The sequence below is a fragment of the Streptomyces sp. NPDC048337 genome, from assembly GCF_043201175.1.
In the GTDB taxonomy this organism is placed as follows: domain Bacteria; phylum Actinomycetota; class Actinomycetes; order Streptomycetales; family Streptomycetaceae; genus Streptomyces.
Genome location: NZ_JBICYR010000040.1, coordinates 15129 through 29369 on the forward strand (window position 1 = coordinate 15129; position 14241 = coordinate 29369).

10 protein-coding genes are annotated in these 14241 nt (G+C 73.4%); 4 read left to right on the forward strand and 6 right to left on the reverse strand.

What is annotated here, in order from left to right; translation table 11 throughout:
- Nucleotides 1–175: 175 nt before the first annotated feature.
- The 5 genes from sucD to ACGFYU_RS36260 all read right to left on the reverse strand — a co-directional run bounded on the left by sucD (nt 176) and on the right by ACGFYU_RS36260 (nt 7407).
- Complete coding sequence (gene sucD / locus ACGFYU_RS36240; protein WP_393831560.1) at nt 176–1063, reverse strand: succinate--CoA ligase subunit alpha; 888 nt, start codon at nt 1061–1063, stop codon at nt 176–178.
- A gap of 21 nt (nt 1064–1084) precedes the next feature.
- Nucleotides 1085–2263, reverse strand: coding sequence for an ADP-forming succinate--CoA ligase subunit beta (sucC, locus tag ACGFYU_RS36245; RefSeq protein WP_393831561.1), 1179 nt, complete (start codon nt 2261–2263; stop codon nt 1085–1087).
- Nucleotides 2264–2553: 290 nt separating this feature from the next.
- Entirely contained in the window at nt 2554–3762 is a 1209-nt protein-coding gene (locus tag ACGFYU_RS36250; RefSeq protein ID WP_393831588.1) for a VWA domain-containing protein, read from the reverse strand.
- 256 nt (nt 3763–4018) lie between these two features.
- Nucleotides 4019–6304 carry a DUF5682 family protein gene (locus ACGFYU_RS36255; RefSeq protein WP_393831562.1) on the reverse strand — a complete coding sequence of 762 codons (2286 nt, stop codon included), beginning with the start codon at nt 6302–6304 and terminating at the stop codon, nt 4019–4021.
- Nucleotides 6301–7407, reverse strand: coding sequence for an AAA family ATPase (locus tag ACGFYU_RS36260; RefSeq protein ID WP_393831563.1), 1107 nt, complete (start codon nt 7405–7407; stop codon nt 6301–6303). The genes ACGFYU_RS36255 and ACGFYU_RS36260 overlap by 4 nt, the downstream gene beginning before the upstream one ends.
- Nucleotides 7408–7542: 135 nt before the next feature.
- Between ACGFYU_RS36260 and ACGFYU_RS36265 the strand changes: the two genes are divergently transcribed.
- Both ACGFYU_RS36265 and ACGFYU_RS36270 read left to right on the forward strand, forming a co-directional pair.
- On the forward strand, nt 7543–8886 hold the full coding sequence (locus ACGFYU_RS36265; protein ID WP_393831564.1) for an SWIM zinc finger family protein: 1344 nt from the start codon (nt 7543–7545) through the stop codon (nt 8884–8886).
- A gap of 274 nt (nt 8887–9160) precedes the next feature.
- Nucleotides 9161–10732 (forward strand): DUF5691 domain-containing protein, encoded by a 1572-nt coding sequence (locus ACGFYU_RS36270; RefSeq protein WP_393831565.1) that lies wholly within the window; start codon nt 9161–9163, stop codon nt 10730–10732.
- Between the two features lie 347 nt (nt 10733–11079).
- Here the strand turns inward: ACGFYU_RS36270 and ACGFYU_RS36275 are convergent, their stop codons facing one another.
- A complete protein-coding gene (locus tag ACGFYU_RS36275; RefSeq protein WP_393831566.1) occupies nt 11080–11481 on the reverse strand; it encodes a cobalamin B12-binding domain-containing protein in 402 nt (133 codons plus the stop codon).
- 174 nt (nt 11482–11655) lie between these two features.
- Here ACGFYU_RS36275 and ACGFYU_RS36280 point away from each other — a divergent pair, with 174 nt between their 5' ends.
- On the forward strand, nt 11656–12426 hold the full coding sequence (locus ACGFYU_RS36280; protein ID WP_393831567.1) for an esterase/lipase family protein: 771 nt from the start codon (nt 11656–11658) through the stop codon (nt 12424–12426).
- A gap of 230 nt (nt 12427–12656) precedes the next feature.
- Entirely contained in the window at nt 12657–14168 is a 1512-nt protein-coding gene (locus ACGFYU_RS36285) for a peptidoglycan DD-metalloendopeptidase family protein (RefSeq protein WP_393831568.1), read from the forward strand.
- Nucleotides 14169–14241 lie beyond the last annotated feature (73 nt).

The window sequence follows — 14241 nt, forward strand, 5'->3', positions numbered from 1 at the left end:
TGGCGCCGCGGCCTGCAGGCCCCGGCCCGCCCCGCCCGGCCCGCCGCCCGCCGCCCCCCCCGCGGGCGGCGTTTAGTCGCCCCCCCCCCCCCGGGGGGCCCCCCCCCCCCGCGCCCGGGGCCCCCCCCACGCCCGTGTGCACGTACTACCGCGCGGCGTACCGCCGTGCGGGGTACTACTGCGCGTTCAGGATCGCGCGCGCCAGCTGCGCCGTCTCGGTCGGCGTCTTGCCGACCTTCACGCCCGCGGCCTCCAGGGCTTCCTTCTTGGCCTGTGCGGTGCCAGAAGAACCGGAGACGATGGCGCCCGCGTGGCCCATGGTCTTGCCCTCGGGGGCGGTGAAGCCCGCGACGTAGCCGACGACCGGCTTGGTGACGTTCTTCGCGATGAAGTCCGCCGCACGCTCCTCGGCGTCGCCGCCGATCTCGCCGATCATGACGATCAGCTCGGTGTCGGGGTCGGCCTCGAACGCCTCGAGGGCGTCGATGTGCGTCGTACCGATGACCGGGTCGCCACCGATGCCGACGGCGGAGGTGAAGCCGATGTCGCGCAGCTCGTACATCATCTGGTAGGTCAGCGTGCCGGACTTGGACACGAGACCGATCTTGCCGGGCTTGGTGATGTCGCCCGGGATGATGCCGGCGTTGGACTGGCCGGGGGTGATCAGACCCGGGCAGTTCGGGCCGATGATCCGCGTCTTGTTGCCCTTGGCCGTGGCGTACGCCCAGAAGGCGGCGGAGTCGTGCACCGCGATGCCCTCGGTGATGACGACGGCCAGCGGGATCTCGGCGTCGATGGCCTCGACGACGGCGGCCTTGGCGAAGGCCGGCGGGACGAAGAGGACGGAGACGTTGGCGCCCGTCTTCTCCATCGCCTCGGCGACGGTGCCGAAGACCGGGACCTCGGTGCCGTCGAAGTCGACGGTGGTGCCGGCCTTGCGCGGGTTCACGCCGCCGACGATGTTGGTGCCGTCAGCCAGCATCAGCTTGGTGTGCTTCATGCCCGTGGCACCGGTCATGCCCTGGACGATGACCTTGCTGTCCTTGTTGAGGAAGATAGCCATGTGAGTCTGTGACCTCTGCCCTTACTTCGCAGCCGCGAGCTCGGCGGCCTTGTCGGCCGCGCCGTCCATGGTGTCCACGCGCTGCACCAGCGGGTGGTTGGCGTCCGAGAGGATCTTGCGACCCAGCTCGGCGTTGTTGCCGTCGAGACGGACGACGAGCGGCTTGGTGACCGCCTCGCCCTTCTCCGCCAGCAGGGCCAGCGCCTGGACGATGCCGTTGGCGACCTCGTCGCAGGCGGTGATGCCACCGAAGACGTTGACGAAGACGGACTTGACGTCCGGGTCGCCGAGGATGATCTCGAGACCGTTGGCCATGACGGCGGCGGAGGCGCCACCGCCGATGTCCAGGAAGTTGGCGGGCTTGACGCCGCCGTGGTTCTCGCCGGCGTACGCGACGACGTCGAGGGTGCTCATGACGAGACCCGCGCCGTTGCCGATGATGCCGACCTCACCGTCGAGCTTCACGTAGTTGAGGTTCTTCGCCTTGGCGGCGGCCTCGAGCGGGTTCGCGGCCGCGTGGTCCACGAACTCCTCGTGGCCCGGCTGGCGGAACTCGGCGTTCTCGTCGAGGGAGACCTTGCCGTCGAGCGCGATGACGTCGCCGTTGGCGACCTTCGCGAGCGGGTTGACCTCGACGAGGAGCGCGTCCTCGGCGATGAAGGTCTTCCACAGGGTCACGAGGACCTCGGCGACCTTCTCGGCGACCTCGGCCGGGAACTGAGCCAGGGCGACGATCTCGCGGGCCTTCTCGATGGTCACGCCCTCGTTGGCGTTCACCGGGACCTTGGCGAGCTTCTCGGGGGTCTCCTCGGCGACCTGCTCGATGTCCATGCCACCCGCGACCGAGGCCATCGCCAGGAAGGTGCGGTTGGTGCGGTCGAGGAGGTAGGAGACGTAGTACTCCTCCAGGATCTCCGGCGCGGTCTCGGCGATCATCACCTTGTGGACCGTGTGGCCCTTGATGTCCATGCCGAGGATGTCCGTCGCCCGCGCGACGGCCTCGTCCGGGGTGGCGGCCAGCTTCACGCCGCCGGCCTTGCCGCGGCCGCCGACCTTCACCTGCGCCTTGACGACCGACTTGCCGCCCAGCCGCTCGGTGGCCTCGCGAGCCGCCTCAGGCGTGTCGATGACTTCACCGGCCAGCACCGGTACACCGTGCTTGGCGAAGAGGTCCCTCGCCTGGTACTCGAACAGGTCCACGCGCGTCCGTCCCTTGTCTTTTTAAAGATTCGCAGTGATTCGCGGTTGTCTGCAATCTGCGTGGGCGTGCCGCGAAGGGCAACGTGACGGCGCTGTCACAAGGAAGGCGCACACGGTGACCGTGGACGCGGCATGTCCGTCCCGCAGGTTATCCCCGTGGGACGTAGGTCCCTAAATCGCAGATCACACCTGAGCGGTGATACCTGTCACAGATCGCCTCACGGTTGAACCGGAACTTCGTGCGATCCACCGATTCCCCGTGATCCCCGGACGGCCCCGTCAGGGCCCGGTCACGGCACCGGCAGGGGGCGCTTCTCCAGGGCCGCCGCCATCACCTCCGGGAACAGGTCCGGGGTGCAGGCGAAGGCAGGCGCCCCAAGGGCCGCAAGGGCGGCGGCGTGCTCGTGGTCGTAGGCCGGGGCGCCCTCGTCGGACAGGGCCAGCAGGGTCACGAACTCGACCCCCGCGGCCTTCATGGCGGCGACCCGCTTGAGCATCTCGTTGCGTATGCCGCCCTCGTAGAGATCACTGATCAGGACGACGACGGTGTCGGCGGGCCGGGTGATCTTCGACTGGCAGTAGGCGAGGGCTCGATTGATGTCCGTGCCGCCGCCCAGCTGGGTGCCGAAGAGGACGTCGACCGGGTCGTCGAGCTGGTCGGTGAGGTCCACGACGGCGGTGTCGAAGACGACGAGCCGGGTCGCGATCGAACGCATCGAGGCCAGCACCGCCCCGAACACGGAGGCGTAGACGACGGAGGCCGCCATGGAACCCGACTGGTCGATGCAGAGGATCACCTCCTTCTTCACCGATTGCGCCGCACGGCCGTACCCGATCAGCCGCTCGGGGACGACGGTGCGGTACTCGGGCAGGTAGTTCTTGAGGTTGGCGCGTATCGTCCGGTCCCAGTCGATGTCGTGGTGGCGGGGGCGGCTGATCCGGGCGGACCGGTCGAGGGCGCCGGTGAGGGTCGCCCGGGTCCGCGCCGCGAGCTTCTTCTCCAGCTGCTCGACCACCTTGCGCACGACGGCCCGCGCCGTCTCCTTGGTGGTGTCGGGCATGGCCTTGTTCAGCGAGAGCAGGGTGCCGACCAGGTGGACGTCGGGCTCGACGGCCTCCAGCATCTCCGGTTCGAGCAGCAGGGTGGACAGGCCGAGCCGCTCGATCGCGTCGCGCTGCATGACCTGGACCACCGAGCTGGGGAAGTACGTACGGATGTCCCCGAGCCAGCGGGCCACCTGCGGCGCGGACCCCCCGAGCCCGGCCGACCGCGCCCCCTTCCGCGAACCGCTCCCGCCCCCTCCGTACAGCGCGGCGAGCGCCCCGTCCATGGCGGCGTCCCGCCCGCTCGGCGCCCACCCGGTCCCATCGGCCTCTCCCCCACCGAGCACCATCCGCCACCGCCGCAACCGCTCGCCTCCGGCGCGGTCGGCGGTGTCAGCCCGGCCTCCGCCGTCCGGCTCCGGGCCGGCACCGGCCGGTGCCCCGGCCACGCGCATCCCGCCGACCCCGCGCCCGGCATCGCCCGGCACCACCAGGTTCTCGCCACTGCTCATCTGTCCGTCCCCCTCTACTCGTCGTCCCCGTGGGCCCTCACCGCTGGCCGCTTCCATCCCATGTCCAGCCCCGCCGGGCCATTCCAGCCCCGCCGGCGCTTGAGGCGCGGGGCCCGGGGCGGAGCCCCGATACTTGAGCCGCACGTGCCCACTCAGGCGGGCGAAGCCCAGCCCCGCCAGCGGCAGCGGCGCCGCGCCTTCAGGCCGCCGCGACCCCGCCGGCGGGCGAGAGCAGCATCCGGACCAGGTCCACCACCGCGTCCGCGCGCACCGGATCCAGCTCCGGCCCGAAGCCCGCGGGGGCCGAACCCCCGACCACCGCCGCACCCGGCCCGCCAGGGCCCCGGCGGACCAGTTCCCCCAGCGTCCGCTTCACGCCCGGCTCATACGCCCCGAACGTCCGCCGCAGCAACGGCAGTACGTCGGTGAAGGCCCGCTCCGGCACCCCCACCAGCCAGGCGTCGATCAGCCCGAGCAGCCGCTCGTCGTGGACCAGCAGGGTCCCGCCGCCCGAACCGCCGCCCGCGAAGCCCTCGATCCAGCCCGCCGCGTCGGCCGGCGAGGCCGCCGGGGACAGCGCGAGCCCCATCAGCCGCGCCGTCTCCTCGGCCGGGAGCCGCCCCTCGTCGAGCAGCAGCCGGGCCGCGCGGCCGCGTATCAGGCCCGGCACGGTGTCCCGGCCGGCCAGCGTCCGCAGCACCGCGGACCAGCGGTCCCGCAGCCCCTCATCGGTGTCGGCCAGCAGGCCGACCGCCCCGTGCACCCCGTCCACGTGGCTCCGCAGCTCCGCCGCCGCGTCGGCGTCGAGCCCGGCGGCGCAGGCGGGCGGCAGCGCCACGCATATCCGCTCGGCGAGCCCGGCCGCCACCGTGCCGAGCGCCGCCGCGTCGGTGCCCCGGACGTCCCCGTACCGCAGCGAACGGGCCAGCGCCGGCAGCGCCTTGGCGAGCCGCGCCACATCGGTGTCCAGCGCGGCCCGGTCCGCGAGCGCCCGCAGTACGGCGGGCAGTGCCTCGGAGAGCCCGGCCAGCAGGCACCGCTCGGCGAGCGCCGTGACCTCGCCCAGTTCCTCGGCGCCCGCGGCATCCGCCTCGGCCTTGGCGGTGGCCGCCGCCAGGACGGTGGTGCCCCAGATACCGGCCTCGGCCACCCGCACCGACAGCTCCGGCTCCCAGCACAGCCGCCAGGTCTCCCGGAAGGTGCCGGTGCTGCTCCGGGAGGCGGTCGGCGTGCCCCAGCCGATGCCGAGCAGTCGCAGCCGGTGCAGCAGCAGGGACTTGGCGGCGTCCGTCTCCTTGCGCAGGTCCAGCTCCAGCTCGCGCTCCCGCGCCTCCGGCTTGAGCCGCAGCGAGCGCTGCGTCCGGGTCAGGTCGCGCTGGAGCGGTACGACGGGGGCGCTGTCAGGGACCTCGCCGAGCACGTCACCGACGACCAGGCGGTCCTCTATCAGCGCGAGCGGTATGTCGGAGCCGTCGCACATCACCGCCCGGACGGCCTCCAGGGTCTCCGTGAGCCCGGCCAGCGGCCGCCCCCGCATCGCGGCCAGGGTTTCGGCCAGCCGGACCGCCTCGATGACGTGCGCCGAGGAGACCTGCCGGTCCTCCTCCCGCAGCAGCCCGGCGACCTTGGTCAGCCACCGCTCCACGGGCCGGTCGCGGGCCGAGAAGAGGTGGGCGTACCAGCCGGGCGAGGTGATGCCCGCGCCGTACCCGCCGGCCCGCGCGAGCCTGCGGTGGGTCCAGGGCACCCAGGCGGTCTCCACCTTGACCTTGGGCAGGCCGGTGAGCAGTGCCCTGTCGGCGGCCGCGGTGGTCTTCGCCCGCAGCGCAGGGACGTGCCAGGCCCCGCACACCACGGCGTAGTCGTCGCCGAACTCCCGGCGGGCGGCCCGCATCCGCTGCCGCATGTGCGCCTCGCGGACCAGGTCCCGGGCGTGGCCGCCGTCTCCGTAGGCCTCGCGCAGGGCGCCCATGGCCTCGCCGAGCGCCTCGAACGCGCCGAGCGGGTCCTGCCGTCGGCCGTCGGCGCCCCGGTGCTCGACCACGTCCTCCCACCAGCGCTCGGGGTCGTCGTACCCGGCGGTCTCGGCCAGCACCGCGAGGGGGTCCAGCCGGACCGAATCGGACTCGCCCCCGTCCTCCCGGTCCGCTCCGGCCGCCAGCGAGTGCGCCGCCGGCAGGTCGATGAAGCGGACCGGGACGTCCCGCCCCTGGGCCCAGCGGATGGCGACCCACTCGGGGGAGAACCCTGCCAGCGGCCAGAACGCGGCCCGGCCCGGATCGTCCGCGGCGTGCGCGAGGAGGGCGACGGGCGGCCGCATCCCCGGTTCGGCGGCGAGCGGCAGCAGCGCGTCCCCCTCGGGCGGACCCTCGATCAGCACCGCCTTCGGCTGAGCGGCGTCGAGGGCCGCCCGCACGGCACGGGCCGAGCCGGGCCCGTGGTGCCGCACGCCCAGCAGCAGCGGCTCCTGCGCGGCCGCGCTCATACGGTCACCTCCCGGCAGGCGCGGTAGAAGTCCTTCCAGCCCTCCCGCTCGCGGACCACGGCCTCCAGGTACTCCTGCCAGACCACCTTGTCGGCGGCCGGGTCGCGGACGACGGCGCCGAGGATTCCGGCGGCCACGTCGGAGGGGCGCAGGACGCCGTCCCCGAAGTGGGCGGCCAGGGCCAGGCCGCCGGTGACGACGGAGATGGCCTCGGCCGTGGAGAGGGTGCCGCTGGGCGATTTCACCTTCGTACGGCCGTCGTCGGTGACTCCGTCGCGCAGCTCACGGAAGACGGTGACGACGCGGCGGATCTCCTCCAGGCCCTCGGGCACGGCCGGCAGGTCGAGGGAGCGCCCCATCTGGTCGACGCGGCGGGCGACGATGTCGACCTCGGCGTCGGCGGTGGCGGGCAGCGGCAGGACGACGGTGTTGAAGCGGCGGCGCAGCGCGCTGGAGAGCTCGTTGACCCCGCGGTCGCGGTCGTTGGCGGTGGCGATGAGGTTGAAGCCGCGCACGGCCTGCACCTCTTCGCCGAGCTCCGGTATCGGGAGCGTCTTCTCGGACAGGACGGTGATGAGGGTGTCCTGGACGTCGGCGGGGATGCGGGTGAGCTCCTCGACTCGGGCGGTCATGCCGTCGGCCATGGCCCGCATGACGGGGCTGGGGACGAGGGCTTCGCGGCTGGGGCCGTGGGCGAGGAGCCGGGCGTAGTTCCAGCCGTAGCGGATGGCCTCCTCGGGGGTGCCGGCGGTGCCCTGGACCAGGAGGGTGGAGTCTCCGCTGACGGCGGCGGCGAGGTGTTCGGACACCCAGGTCTTGGCGGTGCCGGGGACGCCGAGCAGGAGCAGGGCGCGGTCGGTGGCCAGGGTGGTGACGGCGACTTCGACGATGCGGCGCGGCCCCACGTACTTGGGCGTGATGACGGTGCCGTCGGGCAGTTCGCCGCCGAGCAGGTAGGTCGCGACGGCCCACGGGGAGAGCTTCCAGCGGGTCGGGCGGGGCCGGTCGTCGGCGGCTTCCAGGGCTTTCAGTTCGTGCGCGAAGGCGTCTTCGGCGTGCGGTCGCAGCGCCTGGGCACCCGTGGTGTTCTCGGTCGTGGTCATGGTCCCCCTCCAATGCTCGGCAGCCGCTCCCGACTGCTGGAATCCACGGTGCACCACGCCACTGACAACGCCCCCTGTTCGCAGTGTTGTTGCAGGTCAGAGCGATTGTCAGTGGCAGTCCGTACGGTGGTTCACATGACTGAGCAGGGGGTCCGCTGGACAGCGGAACAGGTACTGGCTCTGGCTCCTGACGATGCCTCACGCAAGGCGGGAGGCAGACTTGGCGGGGCGGGGCCGTGGTCGCAGATCGGAGGTTCCGCTTCCGGTTCGCTGTGGGGGTTGTGCAAGGGCAGCGGCCGTACGCCGTACCGGACGGTCGTGGACCTGGCCGGGCCGGCGTACAAGTGCTCCTGTCCGAGCCGGAAGTTCCCGTGCAAGCACGCGCTGGGGCTGCTGCTGCTCTGGTCCGCGGAGGGGGTGGGTGAGCCCGGCGAGGCACCGGAGTGGGCCGCGCAGTGGCTGGCGGACCGGGCTGCGAAGGCCGCGCGACCGGCGGCCGGTGCGGGCAGGCCGGCGGATGAGGAGGGGGCGCGGCGGCGGGCCGAGCGGCGGGCGGCCCGGATCGGCGCGGGCGTCACGGAGCTGGAACAGCGGCTGGCCGATCTGCTGCGCGGCGGCCTCGCAGGCCAGGAGCAGGCGGGGTACGCGGCGTGGGAGGAGACCGCCGCCCGGATGGTCGACGCCCAGGCGCCCGGACTGGCTGGGCGCGTAAGGGAGTTGGGGACGATACCCAGTTGCGGCCCCGGCTGGCCCGCCCGGATGCTGGAGGAGGCGGCGCTGCTGCACCTGCTGGACCGGGCCTGGCTGGGGGTGGCCGCGTTGCCGGATCAGCTGGCGGCGACGGTGCGCAGCCGGGTCGGACTGCCGGCCTCCGGGGAGGGGGAGGCCGTACGGGACCGCTGGCTGGTGCTGGCCCAGAGCGACACGGTGTCGCCCGACGGGCGGCTCACCACCCGCCGGATATGGCTGCGCGGGCTGGCGGGGGGCCGGCCGGCGCTGGTGCTGGACTTCGGACCGCCCGGGCGGCCACCGGGGCTGGCGCTGCCGGTGGGGCTGGTGCTGGAGGCGGAAGTCCGCTTCCGGCCCGGGTCGGCGGGGCTGCGGGCGGATCTCGGGGAGAGATTCGCGGCGGCCGTGCCGTGCGCGGAGGTGCCGGCCGGGATGAGCACGGGGGCGGCTCTGGAGGCCTACGGGGCGGCGCTGCGGGAGGACCCCTGGCTGGAGTCCTGGCCGGTGGTGCTGGGCCCGGTGATCCCGATACCGGGAGAGCTCGGCTGGCAGCTGGCGGACGCGGAGGGCACCTCCGCCCTGCCGGTGCCCCTCACCGGGGCCGGGAGCCGTTCCCGGCCGGGGCTCTGGCAGCTGGCCGCGGTCTCGGGCGGGGGCCCGGTGACGGTGTTCGGGGAGTGCGGCCACCGCGGCTTCACCCCTCTGACGGCCTGGCAGCCGGACTCACCCGAGCCGGTGGCGCTGGCCTGACGGGCGCCCGCACGGGGACCCGCCGGGGCGATCGAGGAAATCACCGAAGGAAATCGCTGGGGGCCTGGGGGGCCGTATGCCGTCCAGGAGGACGGCGGGGAGGGAGCCACGCGGCGCGGCGCCGTATGGGGAGCGGGGAGCAGACGAGAAGCCGGGGGGCTTTGATGAACGACAACCACGCCAGCTGAGCACGGGTGAGCGGCACATCGACAGCTCCGGTCCCGCGGAGGGGGCGGGACCGGAGCGCGGTATCCAGGGAGGGGAGAGGAATCTGATGGGTAGGGGCGACGAGGTGTACGGGGACTGGGAGGAGCTGGTCGGCGCCGCGCTGCTGGGCACCGAGCGACGGCAGGGCAGCCCGCAGGCCCTGCTGGACGCGGCGGCCGTGCAGACCGTACGGCGGCGGGCCGGACTGCGCCCGGCCGAGGCGGGGCCACGCCCGGAGCCCGCGCCGGTGGATCCGCGGCCGGCGCCGCCGATGGCGGCCCGGCGGCGGCTCGCGCAGCTGCTGGCCGGCCGGACCGCCGCGGGCACCGGCGGCGGGCGGCGCGGGGGAGCCCCGGATCTGACGGAGCTGCTGCCGCAGTGGCTGGCCGCGGCCGGACGGTACGGCTACCGCGCGCCGGCCGCGCTCGTGCCGGCGCTGCTGGACGCGGCCCGGGCCCGTACGGACCTGCGGCCGCAGGCGCTGGCCCTGGCCGGGGCGCGGGGGATGTGGCTGGCGCGGCTGAATCCGGACTGGCGGTTCGCCCTGCGCGGCGGGGTGGGCGGGGCCGGGCAGCTGCCGGAGGTCACGGACCGGGCCGGGGTGGAACGGCTGTGGCAGGAGGGGCTGTTCGCGGAGCGGGTGGCACTGCTGGGGGCCGTACGGGCCCATGACGCGGCGGCCGCGACGGTGCTGCTGGCGACGACCTGGGCCACCGAGCGGGCCGAGGACCGGTTGATGTTCCTCGATTCGCTGCGGGTGGGGCTGTCGGAGGGGGACGAGCCGTTCCTGGAGGCGGCGCTGGGGGACCGCAGCCGCAATGTCCGGACGACGGCCGCCGAGCTGCTGTCCGCGCTGCCGGGCTCGGCGCTGGCGGGGCGGATGGCGGAGCGGGCCCTGGCCTGCGTGGGTCCCGAGGGGGTGACCCCGCCGGCCGAGTGCGACGCGGGGATGCTGCGGGACGGGGTGGTCAAGCGGCCGCCCTCCGGGCGCGGGGAGCGGGCCTGGTGGCTCGGCCAGCTGGTGGAGGCGGCGCCGCTGTCCTGCTGGCGGGACCGGTTCGGGGGGATCGGGCCGGCGGAGCTGGTGGCGCTGCCGGTGGCCGAGGGCGAGGCCTGGCGGGAGGAGCTGCACGCGGCGTGGTGCCGGGCGGCGGTGCGCCAGCGGGACGCGGAGTGGTCGCGGGCCCTGCTCGGCCCGGCGTCCGCGCCGCCCGCGGCGGGCCCGGGGACGGCCTCGCTCGCGGAGCGGGCGAAGCTGCTGGAGATGCTGCCCGATGCGGAACGGGCGGAGTGGGTCGCGGAGTTCATACGGGCCCACGGGCTGTCGGAGGCGTTCCAGCTGCTCGGGGTGTGCGTGGTGCCGTGGGCGGGGGCGCTGGGGCGGGCTGTCGTCGACGCCCTGGAGGCGGCGCGGGAGGCGGGCAGCTACCCGTGGAGCTTCAGCGGGGTGATGGGGCTGGCGGAACGCTGCCTGGATCCTGCGGAGGCCGGGCGCCTGTCGGCGCTGACCGCGGGGGCGGAGGATCCGGCGGCGGACGCGTCGCCGGGTGCCGCGGCGTACTGGGCGGAAGCGTTCGAGCGACTGGTGGCCACCCTTCGCTTGCGCGAGGCGATGCTGTCGGAACTGGCCCCGGCGTAACCCCTCCCGGGCGGGGATGCGGCCACCGCTGCGCGGAGCCGCCCTGGGGCTCCGCCCCGGACCCGCGCCTCAAACGCCGGCGCGGCTGGTTGTGCCCACCCGAGTGCACCGGTGCGGGCACAGGACCGGGGCTCCGCCCCGGACCCCGCTCCTCAAACGCCGGAGGGGCTGGATTTGGCTGGCGTAGGCCTTGAAAGTGCAGGCCGCAGAACAGCCGGGCGGGTTGGATTGCGCGGAACGCAACCCAACCCCGCCGGCGTTTGAGGCGCGGGGTCCGGGGCGGAGCCCCGGGAGGGGCGCCGCGCCTGACAGCGGCGGGGCGAGGCAGGGTGGCGGGCCGCCGGAGGCTACTGGCGGACGTGCGCGCGGACCCAGTCCACGATCGCCGTCGTCGTCGCGCCCGGGGTGAAGATCTCGGCCACGCCCTTCGCCTTCAGGGGGGCGATGTCGTCCTCCGGGATGATGCCGCCGCCGAAGACCTTGATGTCCTCCGCGTCGCGCTCCTTGAGGAGTTCGATGACGCGCACGAACAGCGTGTTGTGCGCGCCGGACAGGATCGAGAGGCCGATCGCGTCGGCGTCCTCCTGAATGGCGGTGTCGACGATCTGCTCGGGGGTCTGGTGGAGGCCGGTGTAGATGACCTCCATACCCGCGTCCCGCAGGGCTCGCGCGATCACCTTGGCGCCGCGGTCGTGGCCGTCGAGACCCGGCTTGGCCACCACCACACGGATCGGACCGGTCACACCCATCGCACTGCCTCCCGAGTGAACGAACGTTAAGTACAGCATCGCGCACGCCACCGTTTCACGGTCAACCAGGAGGGGGAAATCACACGTGGGACGGCATTGCGCCACCGTGCCGCCAGCCGCACGGCACGGTGGCGCGACCGGCCGCAGTCCCAAATGGCTCAGGGGAGGCCGTCGATGGGGCTGTCCATACCCTTGTCCGGCGCCGCGCTGCGGGCGGGGGCGCTCGAGGTGGTCGTTCTCGGCGGGCATCTCCTCCTTTATCCCACCGGGGTGTGCCAGGAGAAGGCCGGCGCCCGTCCCCCCTCCGCGCGGCCGCCCGTCCTGCTGCTCCACGGGTTCTCCGACAACCGGTCCGTCTTCGTCCTGCTGCGCCGCGCCCTCGGAGCGGACGGCCGCCGGCACGTGGAGGCGTACAACTACTCGCCCTTCACCCGCGACCTGCGCGTCACCGCCCGCCACCTCGCCCGGCGTGTCGAGGAGCTGTGCGCGCGCACCGGGCAGGAGCGGGTGGATCTGGTCGGGCACAGCCTGGGCGGGCTGGTCGGCCGGTACTACGTGCAGCGCCTCGGCGGCGACGCCCGCGTCCGCACGCTCGTCACGCTCGGCACCCCGCATTCCGGCACGCTGGTCGCCCCCTTCATGGACGCGCACCCGCTGGTGCGGCAGATGCGGCCCGACTCCGAGGTGCTGGCCGAGCTGGCCGAGCCCGCGCCCGGCTGTGCGACGCGATGCGTGGCGTTCTGGAGCGAGTTCGACATCGTGATGGCCCCGGTCGGGACGGCCCGGATCGAGCATCCGGATCTACGCGTGGAGAACGTGCAGGTCAAGGGCATCGGACACCTCGCCCTGCCCGCGCACCCCACCGTCATCGCGGCAGTCCGCCGCGTCCTCGACGGGCCCGGCCCGGTCGCCGTGGAGTGTTCGGGAGCCGCGTCCGTCGCATAGACGCCGAACCACCGGAAGTCGAACGAATTTCGAACTCAAGGCCAAGGGTGCGTCTTTCGGCGACCGAAAGGCGGCCGAATGCCCGGTTCCCGCGATGTGGAAACCCGTCGAAGATTGTCGTTGTGAGTAACCGCCGGGTACAGTCACGCCACTGCTCTCCTCCGGGGAACCTTTGATTCCACTGGTCCCCGGCCACCCAGGCCCCCACCGCCGAGGCGAAAGAGAAGTTGGTGAACGACCGCCCCTCGCCGGGCCAGTATCCGAATCCCGGGTATGACGGCCTTGCCACCACCACTTTCGCTGGTGACTCGACCTACGTTTCCTACGAAACGCAGGGCAGCTCGGCACCTGGGCTCAACTACGCGGCATACGGCTCCTCCTATGAGACCGGCGCGTACGACACCACCGCGTGGGCCTCGCAGGCCTCGCAGGACACCTACCTCTCCACGATCCCGGCCCAGGCGGGCGCCTGGAACACGCCGGACACGGACTACTCCGGCTACACGCAGTACCAGCAGCCCTCCTTCGGCTACGACACCTCCGCCGAACAGACCGGGCACTGGGCGATGCCGGGCTACCAGACCCTCACGGGCAGCGAGACCGGCGCGTACGACGCCACCGCCTGGAACACCGCCGGCCCCGAGGCCACCGAAACCCCGGCGCAGCAGCCCGAGTACGGCTACGAGTACGGCTACGCGTACCAGCAGCCCGTGGCCGAGGAGCAGCCGCAGCCGCTGCAGTCGCCGCAGGAGTACACGTACGAGGCCTACGCCTACGAGGCCCCTGCCACCGGGACCGACGCGTACGCCGACACCGACACGTACTCCGACCCCGACGCGTACGCCGACCCCGACGCATACGCCGAGACCGCCGTCTTCGAAGAGATCGCGGAAGACGACACGCCCGAGGTGCACGACCTTCCCACCCAGGCGATGCCCGTGACCCCGGCTCCGCGCGCCGCGCGCCGCACCGCCCCCAAGGGCAACGCCAAGGCCGGCAACAGCCGTCGCCGCACCCCGGCGAAGCGTTCCGCCCTGCTGACCGTGGCCGTGCCCTCCGCCTGCGTGATGGGCGTCGCGGGCGTGGCCGCCGCCTCCGTCGGCGGACTCACCGGCACGGACAAGCCCGCCGACGACACCACCACGATGGCCGCGCCCGACCCGGCCTCGGTGAAGCCGGTCGCGGCGAACACCAAGCTCGACACCCAACTGGCCGCGCTCAGCGCCGACGCGGGCGACTTCGCGGACCGCGCGAGCCGTACGCAGGAGCGCATCGACCTGCGCCAGCGCCAGGAAGAGGAAAAGAAGAAGAAGGAGGCGGAGGCCGCGGCCAAGGAGGCGGCCCGCCCCAAGTTCGCGATCCCCGTCGAGCAGCACGGCCTCAGCGCCAGCTTCGGGCAGGCCGGCGGCATGTGGATGTCCGTACACACCGGCATCGACTTCCCGGTCTCCTACGGAACCCCGGTCATGGCCGCCACCGACGGCACCGTGCGCACGCAGTACAACAGCGCCTACGGCAACATGGCCATAGTGACCTCGCCCGACGGCACCGAGACCTGGTACTGCCACCTCAGCAGCACCAAGATCCGGTCCGGCAAGGTCAAGGCGGGCGACGTCATCGCGTACTCCGGCAACTCCGGAAACTCCACCGGCCCGCACCTCCACTTCGAGGTACGGCCCGGTGGCGGATCCGCGATCGACCCCCTGCCGTGGCTCCGCAGCCACGGCCTGGACCCGACCTAGACCCGACCTACGCGTAGCGAGAACTACCGCTTGTGCGCGTGCTGCACGTCCAGGCACAGGGCCCAGACATCGG